The organism is Paraburkholderia haematera, from assembly GCF_905220975.1.
Lineage (GTDB): Bacteria > Pseudomonadota > Gammaproteobacteria > Burkholderiales > Burkholderiaceae > Paraburkholderia > Paraburkholderia haematera.
Genome location: NZ_CAJNBK010000028.1, coordinates 43227 through 56073, shown reverse-complemented (window position 1 = coordinate 56073; position 12847 = coordinate 43227). Strand labels below are relative to the sequence as shown.

Annotated in this window: 14 protein-coding genes and 1 pseudogene; 4 read left to right on the top strand and 11 right to left on the bottom strand. The window is 61.6% G+C overall.

Features of this window, described 5'->3' with window-relative positions:
- Positions 1-377: 377 nt before the first annotated feature.
- From KHO23_RS30085 to KHO23_RS30040, 11 genes and pseudogenes are all read right to left on the bottom strand, one after another.
- On the bottom strand, positions 378-797 hold the full coding sequence (locus KHO23_RS30085; RefSeq protein WP_211615985.1) for an ExbD/TolR family protein: 420 nt from the start codon (positions 795-797) through the stop codon (positions 378-380).
- A gap of 16 nt (positions 798-813) precedes the next feature.
- On the bottom strand, positions 814-1545 hold the full coding sequence (locus KHO23_RS30080; RefSeq protein WP_211615983.1) for a MotA/TolQ/ExbB proton channel family protein: 732 nt from the start codon (positions 1543-1545) through the stop codon (positions 814-816).
- Between the two features lie 27 nt (positions 1546-1572).
- Positions 1573-2301 (bottom strand): energy transducer TonB, encoded by a 729-nt coding sequence (locus KHO23_RS30075; protein ID WP_211615981.1) that lies wholly within the window; start codon positions 2299-2301, stop codon positions 1573-1575.
- A 308-nt stretch (positions 2302-2609) separates the two neighbouring features.
- Positions 2610-2846: a (2Fe-2S)-binding protein gene (locus KHO23_RS30070; RefSeq protein ID WP_211615979.1), complete on the bottom strand. Its 237-nt coding sequence runs from the start codon at positions 2844-2846 to the stop codon at positions 2610-2612.
- Between the two features lie 215 nt (positions 2847-3061).
- On the bottom strand, positions 3062-3949 hold the full coding sequence (murI, locus tag KHO23_RS30065) for a glutamate racemase (RefSeq protein WP_211615977.1): 888 nt from the start codon (positions 3947-3949) through the stop codon (positions 3062-3064).
- A 191-nt stretch (positions 3950-4140) separates the two neighbouring features.
- Positions 4141-4620 (bottom strand): bacterioferritin, encoded by a 480-nt coding sequence (gene bfr, locus KHO23_RS30060; protein ID WP_211615974.1) that lies wholly within the window; start codon positions 4618-4620, stop codon positions 4141-4143.
- A gap of 182 nt (positions 4621-4802) precedes the next feature.
- Complete coding sequence (locus KHO23_RS30055; protein WP_211615972.1) at positions 4803-6326, bottom strand: fumarate hydratase; 1524 nt, start codon at positions 6324-6326, stop codon at positions 4803-4805.
- Between the two features lie 143 nt (positions 6327-6469).
- Positions 6470-6559 (bottom strand): annotated as a pseudogene (locus tag KHO23_RS35265) (TIGR00645 family protein); the annotation flags it as partial.
- A 470-nt stretch (positions 6560-7029) separates the two neighbouring features.
- Positions 7030-7779, bottom strand: coding sequence for a hypothetical protein (locus KHO23_RS30050; protein ID WP_211615970.1), 750 nt, complete (start codon positions 7777-7779; stop codon positions 7030-7032).
- Positions 7745-8173 (bottom strand): hypothetical protein, encoded by a 429-nt coding sequence (locus KHO23_RS30045; RefSeq protein WP_211615968.1) that lies wholly within the window; start codon positions 8171-8173, stop codon positions 7745-7747. Before KHO23_RS30045 ends, KHO23_RS30050 begins: the two co-directional genes overlap by 35 nt.
- Before the next feature lie 138 nt (positions 8174-8311).
- Positions 8312-8632 carry a ribbon-helix-helix domain-containing protein gene (locus KHO23_RS30040; protein ID WP_211615966.1) on the bottom strand — a complete coding sequence of 107 codons (321 nt, stop codon included), beginning with the start codon at positions 8630-8632 and terminating at the stop codon, positions 8312-8314.
- A gap of 419 nt (positions 8633-9051) precedes the next feature.
- Between KHO23_RS30040 and sctC the strand changes: the two genes are divergently transcribed.
- Genes sctC through KHO23_RS30020 form a run of 4 tightly spaced genes read left to right on the top strand, consistent with a single transcriptional unit; the run spans position 9052 to position 12812 of the window.
- Entirely contained in the window at positions 9052-11139 is a 2088-nt protein-coding gene (sctC, locus tag KHO23_RS30035; protein WP_211615964.1) for a type III secretion system outer membrane ring subunit SctC, read from the top strand.
- On the top strand, positions 11129-12226 hold the full coding sequence (locus tag KHO23_RS30030) for an FHA domain-containing protein (RefSeq protein WP_211615962.1): 1098 nt from the start codon (positions 11129-11131) through the stop codon (positions 12224-12226). Before sctC ends, KHO23_RS30030 begins: the two co-directional genes overlap by 11 nt.
- Entirely contained in the window at positions 12204-12461 is a 258-nt protein-coding gene (locus KHO23_RS30025) for a hypothetical protein (RefSeq protein WP_236067048.1), read from the top strand. Before KHO23_RS30030 ends, KHO23_RS30025 begins: the two co-directional genes overlap by 23 nt.
- A gap of 36 nt (positions 12462-12497) precedes the next feature.
- Positions 12498-12812, top strand: coding sequence for a hypothetical protein (locus KHO23_RS30020; protein ID WP_211615960.1), 315 nt, complete (start codon positions 12498-12500; stop codon positions 12810-12812).
- Positions 12813-12847 lie beyond the last annotated feature (35 nt).

Here is a 12847-nt window from a genome sequence, read left to right as displayed (position 1 = left end):
TTTTAGCATTTAAGCGTGGCTTGTCATGAGTACTTTCAATGACAGTTTGCTTGAATGCGCGCGCTCGCGGGCCTATAGTGAAATCCCTTCGCTAAGGAGTCTCTTATGCGAAAACTCATGGCCTCTATGATAGTGGGCCTGATAGGGCTGACCGCGCTGTCCGTGTCGATCACGGCTGTCGCATGCGGTGACTCGAGCTATCAGTCATCTTCTGATGGTAAATGATCCCGCCGCCCGAAGGCGCCGAGTGCGCACAAAAAAAGGCCTTCATCTGACGATGAGGGCCTTTTACTTTTAGCCCTTGTTTCAAGGGTTTTTCTGGTTTTCGGCAGGCGCTGCTTAGCAGTGGCGCGTTGCTACGTGCGGATCACCCGCGTTCATTTGCCTTTAGGCTGCGTGACGAAGCCGATCTTCGTCAGGCCACCGGCCTGCGCCGCCGACATGACTTCAGCCACTTTCTCGTACGCGACCTTGCGGTCCGCGTCCAGATGCAGCTCCGGCTGCGGATTTGCTTGCGCGGCCTCTGCAATCTTCGCGCGCAGTGCTGCTTCGTCGACCTTCTTGTCGTCCCACAACACGTTGCCGTTCGCATCGACCGCGACCGTGACTTGCGCGGGCTTGGTGTCTTCCTTCTGACTGCTCGCATGCGGCAGATCGATTTTGACCGCGTGACGAATCACCGGGATCGTCACCATGAAGACGATCAGGAGAACCAACATGACGTCGACGAGCGGCGTCATGTTGATTTCATTCATCAGGCCGTCGTCATCGTCGCCGGCGAAAGGGCTCATTGCCATCGGAATGCCTCGTCGATCAGTTGGTGCGCGTGGCGAGGCGCAATCCGTCGCCGCGTTTGGACGACGACAGACGGGCGCCTGTCACGAAAAATGCGTGCAGACCATGCGCAAAGCGGCTCAGCTTGGCGACGATTGCTTTGTTGGCGCGCGTCAGGGCGTTGTAGCCGAGCACAGCCGGAATCGCGACGAACAGACCGAACGCGGTCATGATCAAGGCTTCGCCGACCGGGCCCGCGACCTGATCGATCGACGACTGGCCGCTCGCACCGATCGCCAGCAATGCGTGATAGATGCCCCACACCGTGCCGAACAGGCCGACGAACGGGGCCGTGCTGCCGATCGACGCGAGAATTGCCAGGCCGCTCTGCATGCGAGCGACGCTTTCATCCATCGTGTCCTTCAGGCAGCGTGTCACCCAATCCGACACGTCCATGCGGTCGTGCAGGTGCGGCTGCGTCTGATGATGGTGATCGGCGGCTTCCTGGCCCGACAGCGCGAGCGCGAGGAACGGGTTGTCCTGCGGTGTCGACGATCCGGCGCCGAGCTTCTTCACGCCGTCGGCGAGGTCGTCCGAATGCCAGAACTGCTGTTCGGCGTTTTTCGTGAGACGTTTCAGGCGCATCACATTCCAGCCCTTGACGACGATTACGCTCCACGACATCACCGACATGATCAACAGCGCGAGCGCGATACCACGCGTCACGAAATCCCCTTGCGCCCACACGTGCGCCAATCCGTAGTTTTGCATTGCAATTCCTTTTTTTTAAAATCTGCCTCAATCGTTCAGATTGAAGTCGTAAGGCTGGGTGTACGCGGCCCGAATCGGCTGTCCGTTCTCGAGATAGGGTTTGCAGGCGCTCGCATGCACGGCGGCGAGCGCGGCGTCGTCGAGGCGGCGAAAACCACTGCTCTTCTTCAGTTCGACGTTCTCGAGCTTGCCGGTCAGGCCAACAACAAACTTGATATACGCGGTGCCGGTCTCGCCGCGCCGCCTGGACAGTGATGGGTAGTCCGGTTTGGCGATATTGCAGTCGAGGTGCGAGACATTTTTCGGCGCGGTGATTTCCATCGTCGGACGGCCGACTGCCGGCGCGGCCTGAGCAGGGGGAGCAGCCGGCGCCGGCGGCGTCGGTTCAGCAACTGCAACGGGCGTGGGCGACGGCGCGGCGGCCTCAGGCAACGGCGTAGGCGTTGGCTTGGGCGTTGGTGTCGGCTTTGGCTGGACTTTGGTCCTGGTATGAACTGGCGGCACCGGTTTGGGTGGTGGCGGCGCGATCGATTGCAGTGCGACGGGCGCGGCGACCGGTGCCGGCGCCAGCAGTTGTGCGGTCATGACGCGCGATTCGAGTGACGGTTGCACGGGTTCATGACGCAACGTCAGGATCACAGCAAGCAACGCGACGTGAATCGCCGCAACCGCGGCAGTCGCGGTCAAGGCACGGGAATTCATTCGGACGGACGAAGCCGGCGCGGGGCCGGCTGAAACGGTATGCGAAGCCTGCATATTAGCGTAGCGACGCGCCGTCGATGCGGCACGTCAGACAAGACATCGTCATGTTCGGAAGATCAGCAGCGAAATGAACAAAGTAGTCACGAAACCAATCAGCAATTCCATCTCAAACTCCTTTTAACGGGTGAGCGGGTAGCTGGCTGGTACGGATACTGGCTTGCTGACGGCAGTGGGATAACGCGTGAAACCGGATGTGAAACAGGACGTGAAACAGGATGTGAAGCAGCGTCAAAAAGCAGTGCCCGAAGCAGTGAGGCGGTGAACGCCCGAGGCGCGGCGTGGGCCGCACCGGAAAACTGGCCTCAGGCGGCCTTGCGTTCGTAAAACGTGAGCGGCATAGCCTGCGGGTGAGACTCGAAGCCGCAGCGGCTCGCGCACACACCGCTTTCCATCATGACGTCGCGCACAGAATCCGCGCACTTGCCACAGCAGGAGGCGACGCCGAGTTCGAACTGGAGTTCGTCGAACGAGTCGACGCCTTCCGCGATCGAGGCACGGATCTTTCGGTCAGAAACAGACTTGCAGACACAGACAATCATGGCAGGGCGTCATAGATAACGTTAATGCGAACTATTATCATTTTGATTGACCCGTTTGGCAAGCGTCCTGCCTGATTTTTTGTAACAAAACCAGACCCTTAGAAGGGTTTTGCTGACAGGGAGAGAGTCGGCGCGAGTGGCGGAAAGGGCGCAAAAATGCCTAAAAAGCACGCAGAAAGGCCACGTGGCGGCCTAAAACGCGGCGAGGAAGGACTTTATGCGGCTTGGGAATCCGGCGCTGCCGTGCGGCGCGACGGGATCACGACCTGCTCGACCGTGGCGTCGATGTGTAGCAGGGTCGCGGCGAGCTGCTGCTGATGCGTCCCGTCGCCGGTCGAAAAAAAGCGGGGCAGAACAGCAGCGGCGCTTTCCGGTGCGGCACGCAGCCCGTGCTGGTCGAGTACCCGCTCCAGCTGGCGCGCAATGGCGACGCTCGTATCGATCAGCGTCAACCGGTCGCCGACGATATCGCGGATTGCTGCGTCGAGAAACGGGTAGTGGGTGCAGCCGAGCACCAGTGTGTCGGCACCGGCATCGAGCATGGGCTGCAGGTAGCCGCGCAGCAATGCGCGCAGTTCAGCGGACCCTACGTCGCAGCGTTCCACCGCCTGCACGAGCCCGTGGCCCGGTTGGCAAAGAAAACGGCAATCGGCGGCGTAGCGCTCCAGCAGTGCCTGAAAGCGGGCGCTGCGCAAGGTCACCTGTGTGGCGAGTACGCCGGCAACACGCGTTTTCGATTGCAGCGCGGCCGGTTTGATACCCGGCTCGACCCCCACCAGCGGAATCGCCAGCTTTTCGCGGACCAGCGCGATCGACTGCGCGGTCGCCGTGTTGCATGCGACCACCAGCGCCTTCGCGCCTTGCCTCGTGAGCCATTCCCCAATAGCGAGGGTGCGGTCGGCGATGAAATCGTCGTCGCGTTCGCCGTAGGGGGCGTAGAGCGAGTCGGCGGCGTAGATGATCGTTTCGCCGGGCAATTGCGCACGGACCGCCCGCAGTACCGACAAACCGCCGAGACCCGAGTCGAAAATGCCGACCGGCGCCCGCGAACCGCCACCTGAGGTGGCAATCACGGCACTCGAAGACGGCGATTCTGCGGGCATAAGCGATGAGGAGTCGCGCGGCACAGCGGTCACGGGAAACTCACAAAAACGGGGAAGTGCGCAAGTATATCGTCCGCGCGGTGCCTGTCCTGACAAATCAGCCGGCAAACAGGCTGCCGGGCGAGATGGCGTGTGAACCGGCCCATGAAGCGGCCCATGAAGCGGCGCGCGGGCTTTTCAACCTGGTTCGATCAGGACTCGACCGAACCCATTGCAGTTTGCTGGTAGTTCTGGATGCCGACCTTGTCGATCAGGTCCAGTTGCGTTTCGAGCCAGTCGATGTGTTCTTCGGTGTCGTCGAGAATCTTCACGAAGATTTCGCGCGAGATGAAATCGCGAACCGATTCGCAATACACGATCGCTTCTTTACAGGTGTTTTGCGAAATCTGCTCGAGCTTCAGATCGCATTCGAGGATTTCTTTGGTTTCCTCGCCGATCAGCAGCTTGTGCAGGTCCTGTAGGTTCGGCAGGCCGTCGAGCATGAAAATGCGTTCGATCAGCCAGTCGGCGTGCTTCATTTCGCCGATCGATTCGTCGTATTCATGCTTGCCGAGTTTCTCGAGGCCCCAGTGCTTGTACATCCGTGCATGCAGGAAGTACTGGTTGATGGCGGTGAGCTCGTTCTTGAGCTGGGAGTTCAGATACTCGATAACTTTCTTGTCGCCTTGCATGGGGATTCCTTTTAGGGGCTTTGAATTTTCAACAACAATAAACGCCAGACCTGAAAAAGCCAAGGAAACGGACGCAACTTTTGACGTTGTCTCTGGCATCACGCGCCGCGCCTTGCGCGAGAATGAAAAAGCCGGGACCGAAGTCCCGGCTTTTAATACGCGTGACAGGCGTTAGCGGCGAATCAAACCGTCGCGACCGGAATCTTGCCGATCTTCGCTTGCCATTCCTTCGGGCCGGTCTGATGAACCGAGGTGCCGTTCGAATCGACAGCGACCGTCACCGGCATATCCTGCACGTCGAATTCGTAGATCGCTTCCATGCCGAGGTCTTCGAATGCGAGGACCTTCGCGCTGCGAATCGCCTTCGACACGAGATAAGCAGCACCGCCCACGGCCATCAGGTACGCGGCCTTGTGCTTCTTGATCGACTCGATCGCAACCGGGCCGCGCTCGGCCTTGCCGATCATCGAAATGAGACCGGTTTGCGACAACATGGTCTCAGTGAATTTGTCCATGCGCGTGGCGGTGGTGGGGCCAGCGGGGCCGACTGCCTCGTCGCGTACCGGATCGACCGGGCCGACGTAATAGATCACGCGATTCGTGAAGTCGACCGGCAGCTTTTCGCCCTTGGCGAGCATATCGGCGATGCGCTTGTGTGCGGCGTCGCGGCCCGTCAACATCTTGCCCGACAGCAAGAGCGTCTGGCCCGGCTTCCAGGCTGCGACTGCTTCCGGCGTCAGCGTATTCAGATCGACGCGCTGGCTCTTTTCCGTGTCCGGTTCCCACTGCACCTTCGGCCATGCGTCGAGCGACGGTGCTTCGAGCTTCGCCACGCCCGAGCCATCCAGCGTGAAGTGCGCGTGACGGGTCGCCGCGCAGTTCGGGATGATCGCGATCGGCTTGCTCGCGGCGTGCGTCGGTGCAGCCATGATCTTGACGTCGAGCACAGTGGCGAGACCGCCGAGACCTTGTGCGCCGATGCCGAGCGCGTTGACCTTCTCGTGCAGTTCGACACGCAATTCTTCGATCCAGTCCTTCGGGCCGCGGGCGATCACGTCCTGAATGTCGATCGGATCCATCAGCGATTCCTTGGCCATGACCATCGCTTTTTCAGCGGTGCCGCCAATGCCGATGCCGAGCATACCCGGCGGGCACCAGCCTGCGCCCATGGTCGGCACGGTCTTCAGAATCCAGTCGACGATCGAATCCGACGGGTTCAGCATCGCGAACTTCGACTTGTTTTCCGAGCCGCCGCCCTTGGCCGCAACCTGCACGTCGACCTTGTCGCCCGGCACGATCTCGTAGTGGATCACGGCCGGCGTGTTGTCTTTCGTGTTTTTGCGCGCGCCTTCCGGCGGGCTCACGATCGACGCGCGCAGCACGTTGTCCGGGTTCAGATAACCGCGGCGCACGCCTTCGTTGATCATCTCGGTGACGCCCATCGTCGCACCGTCCCAGCGCACGTCCATGCCGACCTTCACGAACACCGTGACGATGCCGGTGTCCTGGCAGATCGGGCGCTTGCCTTCGGCGCACATGCGGCTGTTGGTGAGGATCTGCGCGATCGCATCCTTCGCGGCCGGGCTCTCTTCGAGCTCGTAAGCGCGGCCCAAGGCCTGGATGTAATCGAGCGGGTGGTAATAGCTGATGTGCTGAAGCGAATCAGCAATGCTCTGAATCAGATCTTCCTGTTTGATGACGGTCATGGCTAGCTCAGTGGGGACAATGGCGCGTGTTGTACGGACACGCAGGGCAGTGCGGTCAGTCGTGCGCCTTCAGGGGAGTGGAACCGTGTGAACTCACGACATGCAGCGCCGTGGGTTCCTGAAAATGTTTCGGATGCGTAGGCGACGTACATGCATTGCGTAACGATCAGGCCGAGGTAGAGCGGTACTTGCCGCCAGCGGCTCATGAAGAAGATGCCGGGTCGCGGACGCATCGGGCGGCGCTGACGGGCAATCTCGGGTCGCGAGGCAGACATAGGCAAGACTCTGGCAGGACACAGATGAAGCGCAGTTGACGGAACATGGACGAAATGCGCAGACTAACCGCGCTGATCAAACCGGCAAATCAGGCACAGACGGCGCGGTGCGCGGCCCAAGCAAGCCGGAAAGGCCCGCGTCAGGCGCGCTATTGTACAGCGGCGCGTGAATTTGCCGCAGCGACGCGGGCAGGTCGTCGAAGCCGCCGAGCGCGCTGGCGCCGGGCAGCGCCACGACGCCAGCGCGAACCACGGGAGGGGACGAATTCGAAGATCGACCGACAGCTTCCGAGCTGGCTGCCGACCCGTTGCATCGAGGTAGTGAGAAGCAGGGGGTAGCAATCCAGGTCGAAGGTCCGGATAAGAGCGCGCATCAGCACGCTGGTTTGCCGGAGCGGTTGGTCGATCTCACACGCCGGCAACTCATGTCAGGCACCTCGAACGCCATTGTAGAGGTCATAGGGTGTGCCGCATGCAGAATCGGCCCGGGCGAAATGCGCGACGATGCGAGGGCACCTGGAGCCCGTTGCACCTCGGCCGCTGATGATGCGCAGACCCGTCAGGCGCAGCGGGGTTCCGGGGGGCACGATGACATGATCGGCGAGCAGGGCTGTCGACAGATTCTTCTGCGGGACGGATTCGTCAAAGATCGAGAACAGCTGGTACGCACCGTCGCGCGGTCGCGCTTGTGCCGCGTTTATCGCCCATGCGGCCGCGTTGCAAGGCAGGACAAAGGCGCACTGTACGCCGAGGTCGACAAAATGCCGGCCTCGGCCTCGGCCTCGGCCGCGTTGTAGCGCGGCGAGGCCGTCGCGAGATATCTGCGACACCCGGTAAGAGGTGCCCACGTAATCCTCCATTAACTGCAATTCGTCGAGGAAACCTTGCACGAGCGCGTCTGGCGGCGCGGCGCTGCGCAGCGTTTCGCCGATATGACGATAGCCGCCGTCGACAAAACCGGTAATGGCCGTGTGCAGCCCTGCATTGGAGCGTCGTACGAGGCCGTCGATTCGCTGGAGATCGACGCGACCAGGTCCGAAGGAATTATTCATTGCATCCTGAAGGAAAAGAGCGGGGTTAGAAGCGGGGCGGCATACCGGATGCCGCCCCGGGCCGGCCGAGGCCGCGCTGTTCAGGGCGCTGTCAAGCGGCGCCCGCTCCCGATTTTCCCGACGCATCCGCCTGGCCCATCATCGATGTGATCATGCCGAGAATTGGCGAAACCAGTTCGGTCGCGGCGGAAATGACCGATTTGATCATGTCAAAGATCTGGTTCATCGCTCCCGACGCGTCGCTACCGCTACCTCCCTGTCCCGCTGCGCCGGCGCTCTGTGAAGCTGAGCCGTCACTGTCGCCGCCCGCGGCTGCGTGGTGGGCGTGATGGGCGTGGGCATGCTGCGCCCCTCCCGCGGAAGACGCATGCGTATTGCCGGCATCCCCGCTGCTGTCGGTGGAGAACATGCGCACGGAGGAGAAGTGCGTGCCGGCCTGCATGCTGCTTTGCGCCGCCACGGACGCGTTGCCCATGTCGAGCGGCGTGCTGTTGCCCATGTTGTTGATTGCATTCGTCATGATCAAATCCTTGTGATTAAAAAATTAAACCGGTCAGTTGTTTTTTTCGCGTGAGTAATTGCGCGCCGTATTCGGCGGTTGCCGCATCGCTACATAGGGGAAAGTGAATGTGTCTATTCCGATGAACCTCCTTGCAAGTTATTGAAGCGCGTTGGCTGATGCGTCCGGATCGAGCGTCTTCATATCGATCGGGTGATTTTGTTCGATTATTTGTGTCACGCAGATTATCCTGATAAGTCCAGTGAAATTGCAGACGGTTTCTTGTGTCATATCGATATCGATAGCCCATTTGGAAATTAGCTTGCCCACTGTCAGAGATTCCTGACGCGCAATTTCTTCGATGATTCGCCAGTAAATCTCCTCGAGTCGCAGACATGTTGCAAATCCGTTAATTCTGACGGAGCGCAGCCTAGGTTTCGCAAGGTGAGGACTGAAGTTGCAATACCGCGTTATCCGCATGTCGGTGCGGGTCTAGGGATTGGTAGGTGCAAAGCCTCTGTTAAGGCCTCGAAGCCCATCAATGCCTTCAACAGATTCGAGAGAGTTGGAGCGTTGCAGCTTGAGTTCAATGGATCGACTGTCATGATCGGATTAATGAAGTTGGCCGTTCGTCAATCCTCGCTTGTTGCCAGGGCGGCGGGTCATACAGATATACGACTTTCTGAAACACGTAACTTAATCCTATTTTCGGGATATAAGAATTCGGCTGGATGAATGCGACGCGCAGATGAATTTCGCGTATTGAAATTCTGCTGGATAAGGGGCGATGCAGCGTGTTTGGCATTTGACGGATGTCGTATATGTGTACGACCCGAGGGCATTGAAACGCCATTAAATTTCTCGCTAACGTAATCAATAAACGTAGCCAGGGATTTTTAATGCTAGTGATGTGGCGCAACGATTCGATCATCAGGAAGGGCGGCGGAGCTCAGGCCTTGCCGCCGTGCGCGGTCCGGGCCACCGTGCGCCACCTTGCGGGGCTGCTCGCCGTGGCTTGTCCGGCGCTGCTGATGTCCGCGGCCGACGCCGCAACCCCAGTTTGGCGCGGCGCACCGATTCACTACGCAGTGAACGGCGCACCACTGCCGGATGTGCTGCGCGACGTGCTCGCCGTCGAGGGCCTGAGTGCCGACATCGGCCGCGACGTCAAAGGAGCGGTCAACGGCCGCTTCGACGATACGCCGGGAAACGTCTTCACCCAACTGGTCGAGGCTTACGGCCTCGTCTGGTATTTCGACGGCAAGGCGATGCATGTCGCGACGGCTTCGGACGTGCGCAGTCGGGTCATCCCGTTTGCGCCGATGACCCGCGAAGCGGTCGCGTCGTTGCTTCGCAACCTCGATCTCGACGACCCCCGCCTGCCGATCCGATACTCAGCGACCACGGTCAAGGTTGCAGGCCCATCGAAATTCGTCGACGCGGTGACGGAGGCGATTGATAAGGCGCAGCGGCAGACTACGGTCGAGCCGTCATTCGATGAGACCGTTATCCGCGTTTTTCCGCTGCGCTACGCGCAGGCGGTGGACGTCCGTTACAACGTGGGGGCGCAGGAGCAGGTCGTGCCGGGCGTCGCTTCGCTGCTGCGCCGGTTGATGACAGACACCTGGCAGGCGACCGCGCCGCGCGCAACGCGTGCGCGCACCGATGCGCGCGCCAACGACCGTAGCGCGCGCGGCGGGCCGCCGCCGCTGCCAAGCCTGCTCGGCCTCGGTTTTGGCAGCGCGTTGCCTCGCGCCGACGAAGAGCGGGCGCCACTGCCCGACTCCGACACCGACACCGCGCAGCCAGTCGCGACCCCCGCGCGGCGCAACATCGTCGCCGACCAGCGCACCAATGCGGTGGTCATTAGCGACCTCGTGTCGATGATGCCGAACTACGAGCGCGCCATCGCCATGCTCGATCAGCCGCAGGAGCTGGTCGAGATCGACGCGGTAGTGATCGACGTGTCGTCGAATGCTGCACGCTCGCTCGGCGTGCAGTGGGGCGGCGCAAATGGACGCATCAACGGCGCCTCCGGGACCGCGAACGCGCCGCTTTCGTTCGGCGCCCCGCAGTTGGCGACACCGGCCGGCGCGATGGCCGGCCTGAATCTCGCGACGCTGGTCGGCAACTCGGCGCAGTACCTGTTTGCCCGGATCCATGCACTGGAAGACGCCGGGAAGGCGCGTGTGCTGTCGCGCCCGCAGGTGCTCACGCTGAACAACACGGAAGCGGCCCTGACTTCGCGCAGTTCGGTGTATGTGCGCGTGGCGGGCAATCAGGCCGTCGACCTCTTCGGCATCGACACGGGGCTGACGCTGAAGGTGACGCCGAGCGTCGAATCGAGTGGCGAGCCGCGCCGCAATATCCGGCTCAATATCCAGATCGAAGACGGCACATTCAACACGTCGATGGCGGTGGACGGCATTCCGAAGGTCGACAACCATTCGGTCGTCACCCAGGCGATCGTGCGCGACGGCGAGAGTCTGCTGATAGGCGGTTATCAATACGAGCGTAGCGAGAGCGTCACATCGAAAGTGCCCGTGCTCGGCGACGTGCCGTACCTCGGCGCGCTGTTCCGCAATACCCAGACCACGCAGGAGCGCCTCGAACGGCTGATCCTGATCACGCCGAGCCTGAAACGCGTGTCGGGTGACGCAGAGCCGACCACGGCGCTGGCTGTCGCGGGAACGGCGATGGGCGCCGCGAGTTCGGGTCCGGACGCCATGCTGGGACAGCGAGCCGATGTGGTGGCTTCGTTGTCCTTGCCATTGCCTATAGCGGCCAGTGCCGCGGCCGGCTCCGTCGATTCCGTCCAACCGGCGACAGCTGTTGCGCCCAACACCGGCGTTGTATCGCGGGCGCTGGCGCAGGCCGCTACGCGAGGCGCGCCGGCGTCGCCGCCATCACCATTACCGTCGTCTTTGTCATCGCCCGTTTTGCCGCCGGTGAGCAAGATGCCGTGGGAGAGACGCTATGACCGCTGATGCGCTGATTGTCGTGACAGACGGCGTGCACGCCGGCGCGAGCGTAGTGCTGCCGGGCGACCGGCCGCTGCGGATCGGCAGCGGCGGCGACGCAGACCTGATGGTGATCGACGAGAGCGTCGAACCACTGCACGTCACCGTCGAGCTGCACGGTGCGGCGCTTGCGCTGGTTGCCCACCATGCAAAGGTCGCGGTGTTCGGCCGGCCCGTGCCGCCGGGGCGGCGCGTGACGCTTGCGCGCGGCGCGTGGTTTTCGGCGGGTGTCGTTACGTTTCAGTTCAGCGGCCGCGATGCGCCGGGCGCGACGATGGCGCGTGACGCCGAGCGTGCCTATCTGCTGCGTCATGCGCCACTGGCGTATCTCGCCGAACGCTGGTCGGATGCAGCGCCGGTGACGAAAGCAATGGTCTTCGCGACGCCGTTCGCATTTGTGCTGCTGACGTGGATCGCGTCGAACCCGTGGTCCGGAGTACCGCGCGCGACGCGTCCCAACGAGGCTTTCCATCTGGTGACGACGCATATCGACCCGAAGTCCGGCGCGCTCGTCTACGAGGGGTACGTACAGTCGCCCGCCGATCTGGCCGCCCTGACCGCCGGTGCGTGGTCGCAGAAGCGCGCACTTGTCATGCACGTGATCGTGCTCGCGCAGTTGCAGGAGCAGGTCGGCGAGTTTCTCGCGCGCTATTACCGGGGCGCCGAGGTGCGCCCGGCGGAGCCCGGGACGTTCACGGCGACGCTGCCAGTCGTCCAGGGGTTTCTGTCGCCCGAATCGTGGGATTACGCACGCGTCGCCCGCCTGGCGCGTGCCGAGATCAGCGGGCTGCGTGATGTCACTTTTCCCGGCCACGCGCAGCAAGGCGAGCGGGTGCGCGTGCCGCTCGAAGCGCTCGGCCTGAATCTGCTGGTCAGTCCTCACGCAGTCTGGCTCACGGATGCGCAGGGCGTGCGCTACTTCCCAGGTGCACGACTGCCTATCGGACGGATCACGCGAATCTCGGCTTGCTCCGCGTATGTCGTGCGCGACGACGATGGTTCGGTATACGAATTTTTTATGGATGCTGCCCATGCCCCAAAAAATTGCCAGTAAGAGCACGCTTGGTGCGTGCGCCGAGTTACCGCTAGAGGCTCAACTTGCCGAAGCCGGCGGCGCGGGTCGCGAGATGGTCGCGGCACGGCTGACTGCTGAGATTGGCCGCATTAGCGATGCGCTGGTGACCGCTGCGCCGACCGTGAAAAATGAACTGGTTCTGCTTGTCGAGTGTTTGCGAGCGGCTCGACAGGTGGTGGAACGAAGCGCGAGCTTCACAAACGCTCGAGATTAATTGAGGAATCCAAAGATGAGTCAGGTTAATACAACGATGTCTCCGAATTCTGGCGGCAGCGGTTTCTCCGGCGGTGCGGGGGGCGGTGGCGGCGATTCGGTGGTCGGCGACGGAGGCGGTATATCGGCCCAGAAGGTTGTCGAAGTGCTGGCGAAGATTCTCTCAAAGCAGAACCAGGATTTCGACAACAAATTGCAGAAAGCCGAAGCCGCCCCCAACAAGCAGCAGAACGTCGAAATGCTGAAAGTCCAGCAGGCGATGGGTGCGGTCAATACGACCCAGAGTGCTGCAACGTCAATGGTGCAGGGCCTGACCGACGCACAGAAGGAAACCGCGCGCGCGTCTCGCTAACGTTTTTTTAACCAGGACGGAGACGCCCTCGCGGC

Excerpts from the sequence above, each read along its gene's own strand:
- KHO23_RS30075 (WP_211615981.1), bottom strand. The coding sequence starts at position 2,301 with ATGCAGGCTTCGCATACCGTTTCAGCCGGCCCCGCGCCGGCTTCGTCC.
- KHO23_RS30025 (WP_236067048.1), top strand. The coding sequence starts at position 12,204 with ATGCCCCAAAAAATTGCCAGTAAGAGCACGCTTGGTGCGTGCGCCGAG.
- KHO23_RS30040 (WP_211615966.1), bottom strand. The coding sequence starts at position 8,632 with ATGCGGATAACGCGGTATTGCAACTTCAGTCCTCACCTTGCGAAACCT.
- KHO23_RS30050 (WP_211615970.1), bottom strand. The coding sequence starts at position 7,779 with ATGCGTCGGGAAAATCGGGAGCGGGCGCCGCTTGACAGCGCCCTGAAC.
- KHO23_RS30080 (WP_211615983.1), bottom strand. The coding sequence starts at position 1,545 with ATGCAAAACTACGGATTGGCGCACGTGTGGGCGCAAGGGGATTTCGTG.
- sctC (WP_211615964.1), top strand. The coding sequence starts at position 9,052 with ATGCTAGTGATGTGGCGCAACGATTCGATCATCAGGAAGGGCGGCGGA.
- bfr (WP_211615974.1), bottom strand. The coding sequence starts at position 4,620 with ATGCAAGGCGACAAGAAAGTTATCGAGTATCTGAACTCCCAGCTCAAG.
- KHO23_RS30020 (WP_211615960.1), top strand. The coding sequence starts at position 12,498 with ATGTCTCCGAATTCTGGCGGCAGCGGTTTCTCCGGCGGTGCGGGGGGC.
- murI (WP_211615977.1), bottom strand. The coding sequence starts at position 3,949 with ATGCCCGCAGAATCGCCGTCTTCGAGTGCCGTGATTGCCACCTCAGGT.
- KHO23_RS30070 (WP_211615979.1), bottom strand. The coding sequence starts at position 2,846 with ATGATTGTCTGTGTCTGCAAGTCTGTTTCTGACCGAAAGATCCGTGCC.
- KHO23_RS30045 (WP_211615968.1), bottom strand. The coding sequence starts at position 8,173 with ATGACGAATGCAATCAACAACATGGGCAACAGCACGCCGCTCGACATG.
- KHO23_RS30055 (WP_211615972.1), bottom strand. The coding sequence starts at position 6,326 with ATGACCGTCATCAAACAGGAAGATCTGATTCAGAGCATTGCTGATTCG.
- KHO23_RS30085 (WP_211615985.1), bottom strand. The coding sequence starts at position 797 with ATGGCAATGAGCCCTTTCGCCGGCGACGATGACGACGGCCTGATGAAT.
- KHO23_RS30030 (WP_211615962.1), top strand. The coding sequence starts at position 11,129 with ATGACCGCTGATGCGCTGATTGTCGTGACAGACGGCGTGCACGCCGGC.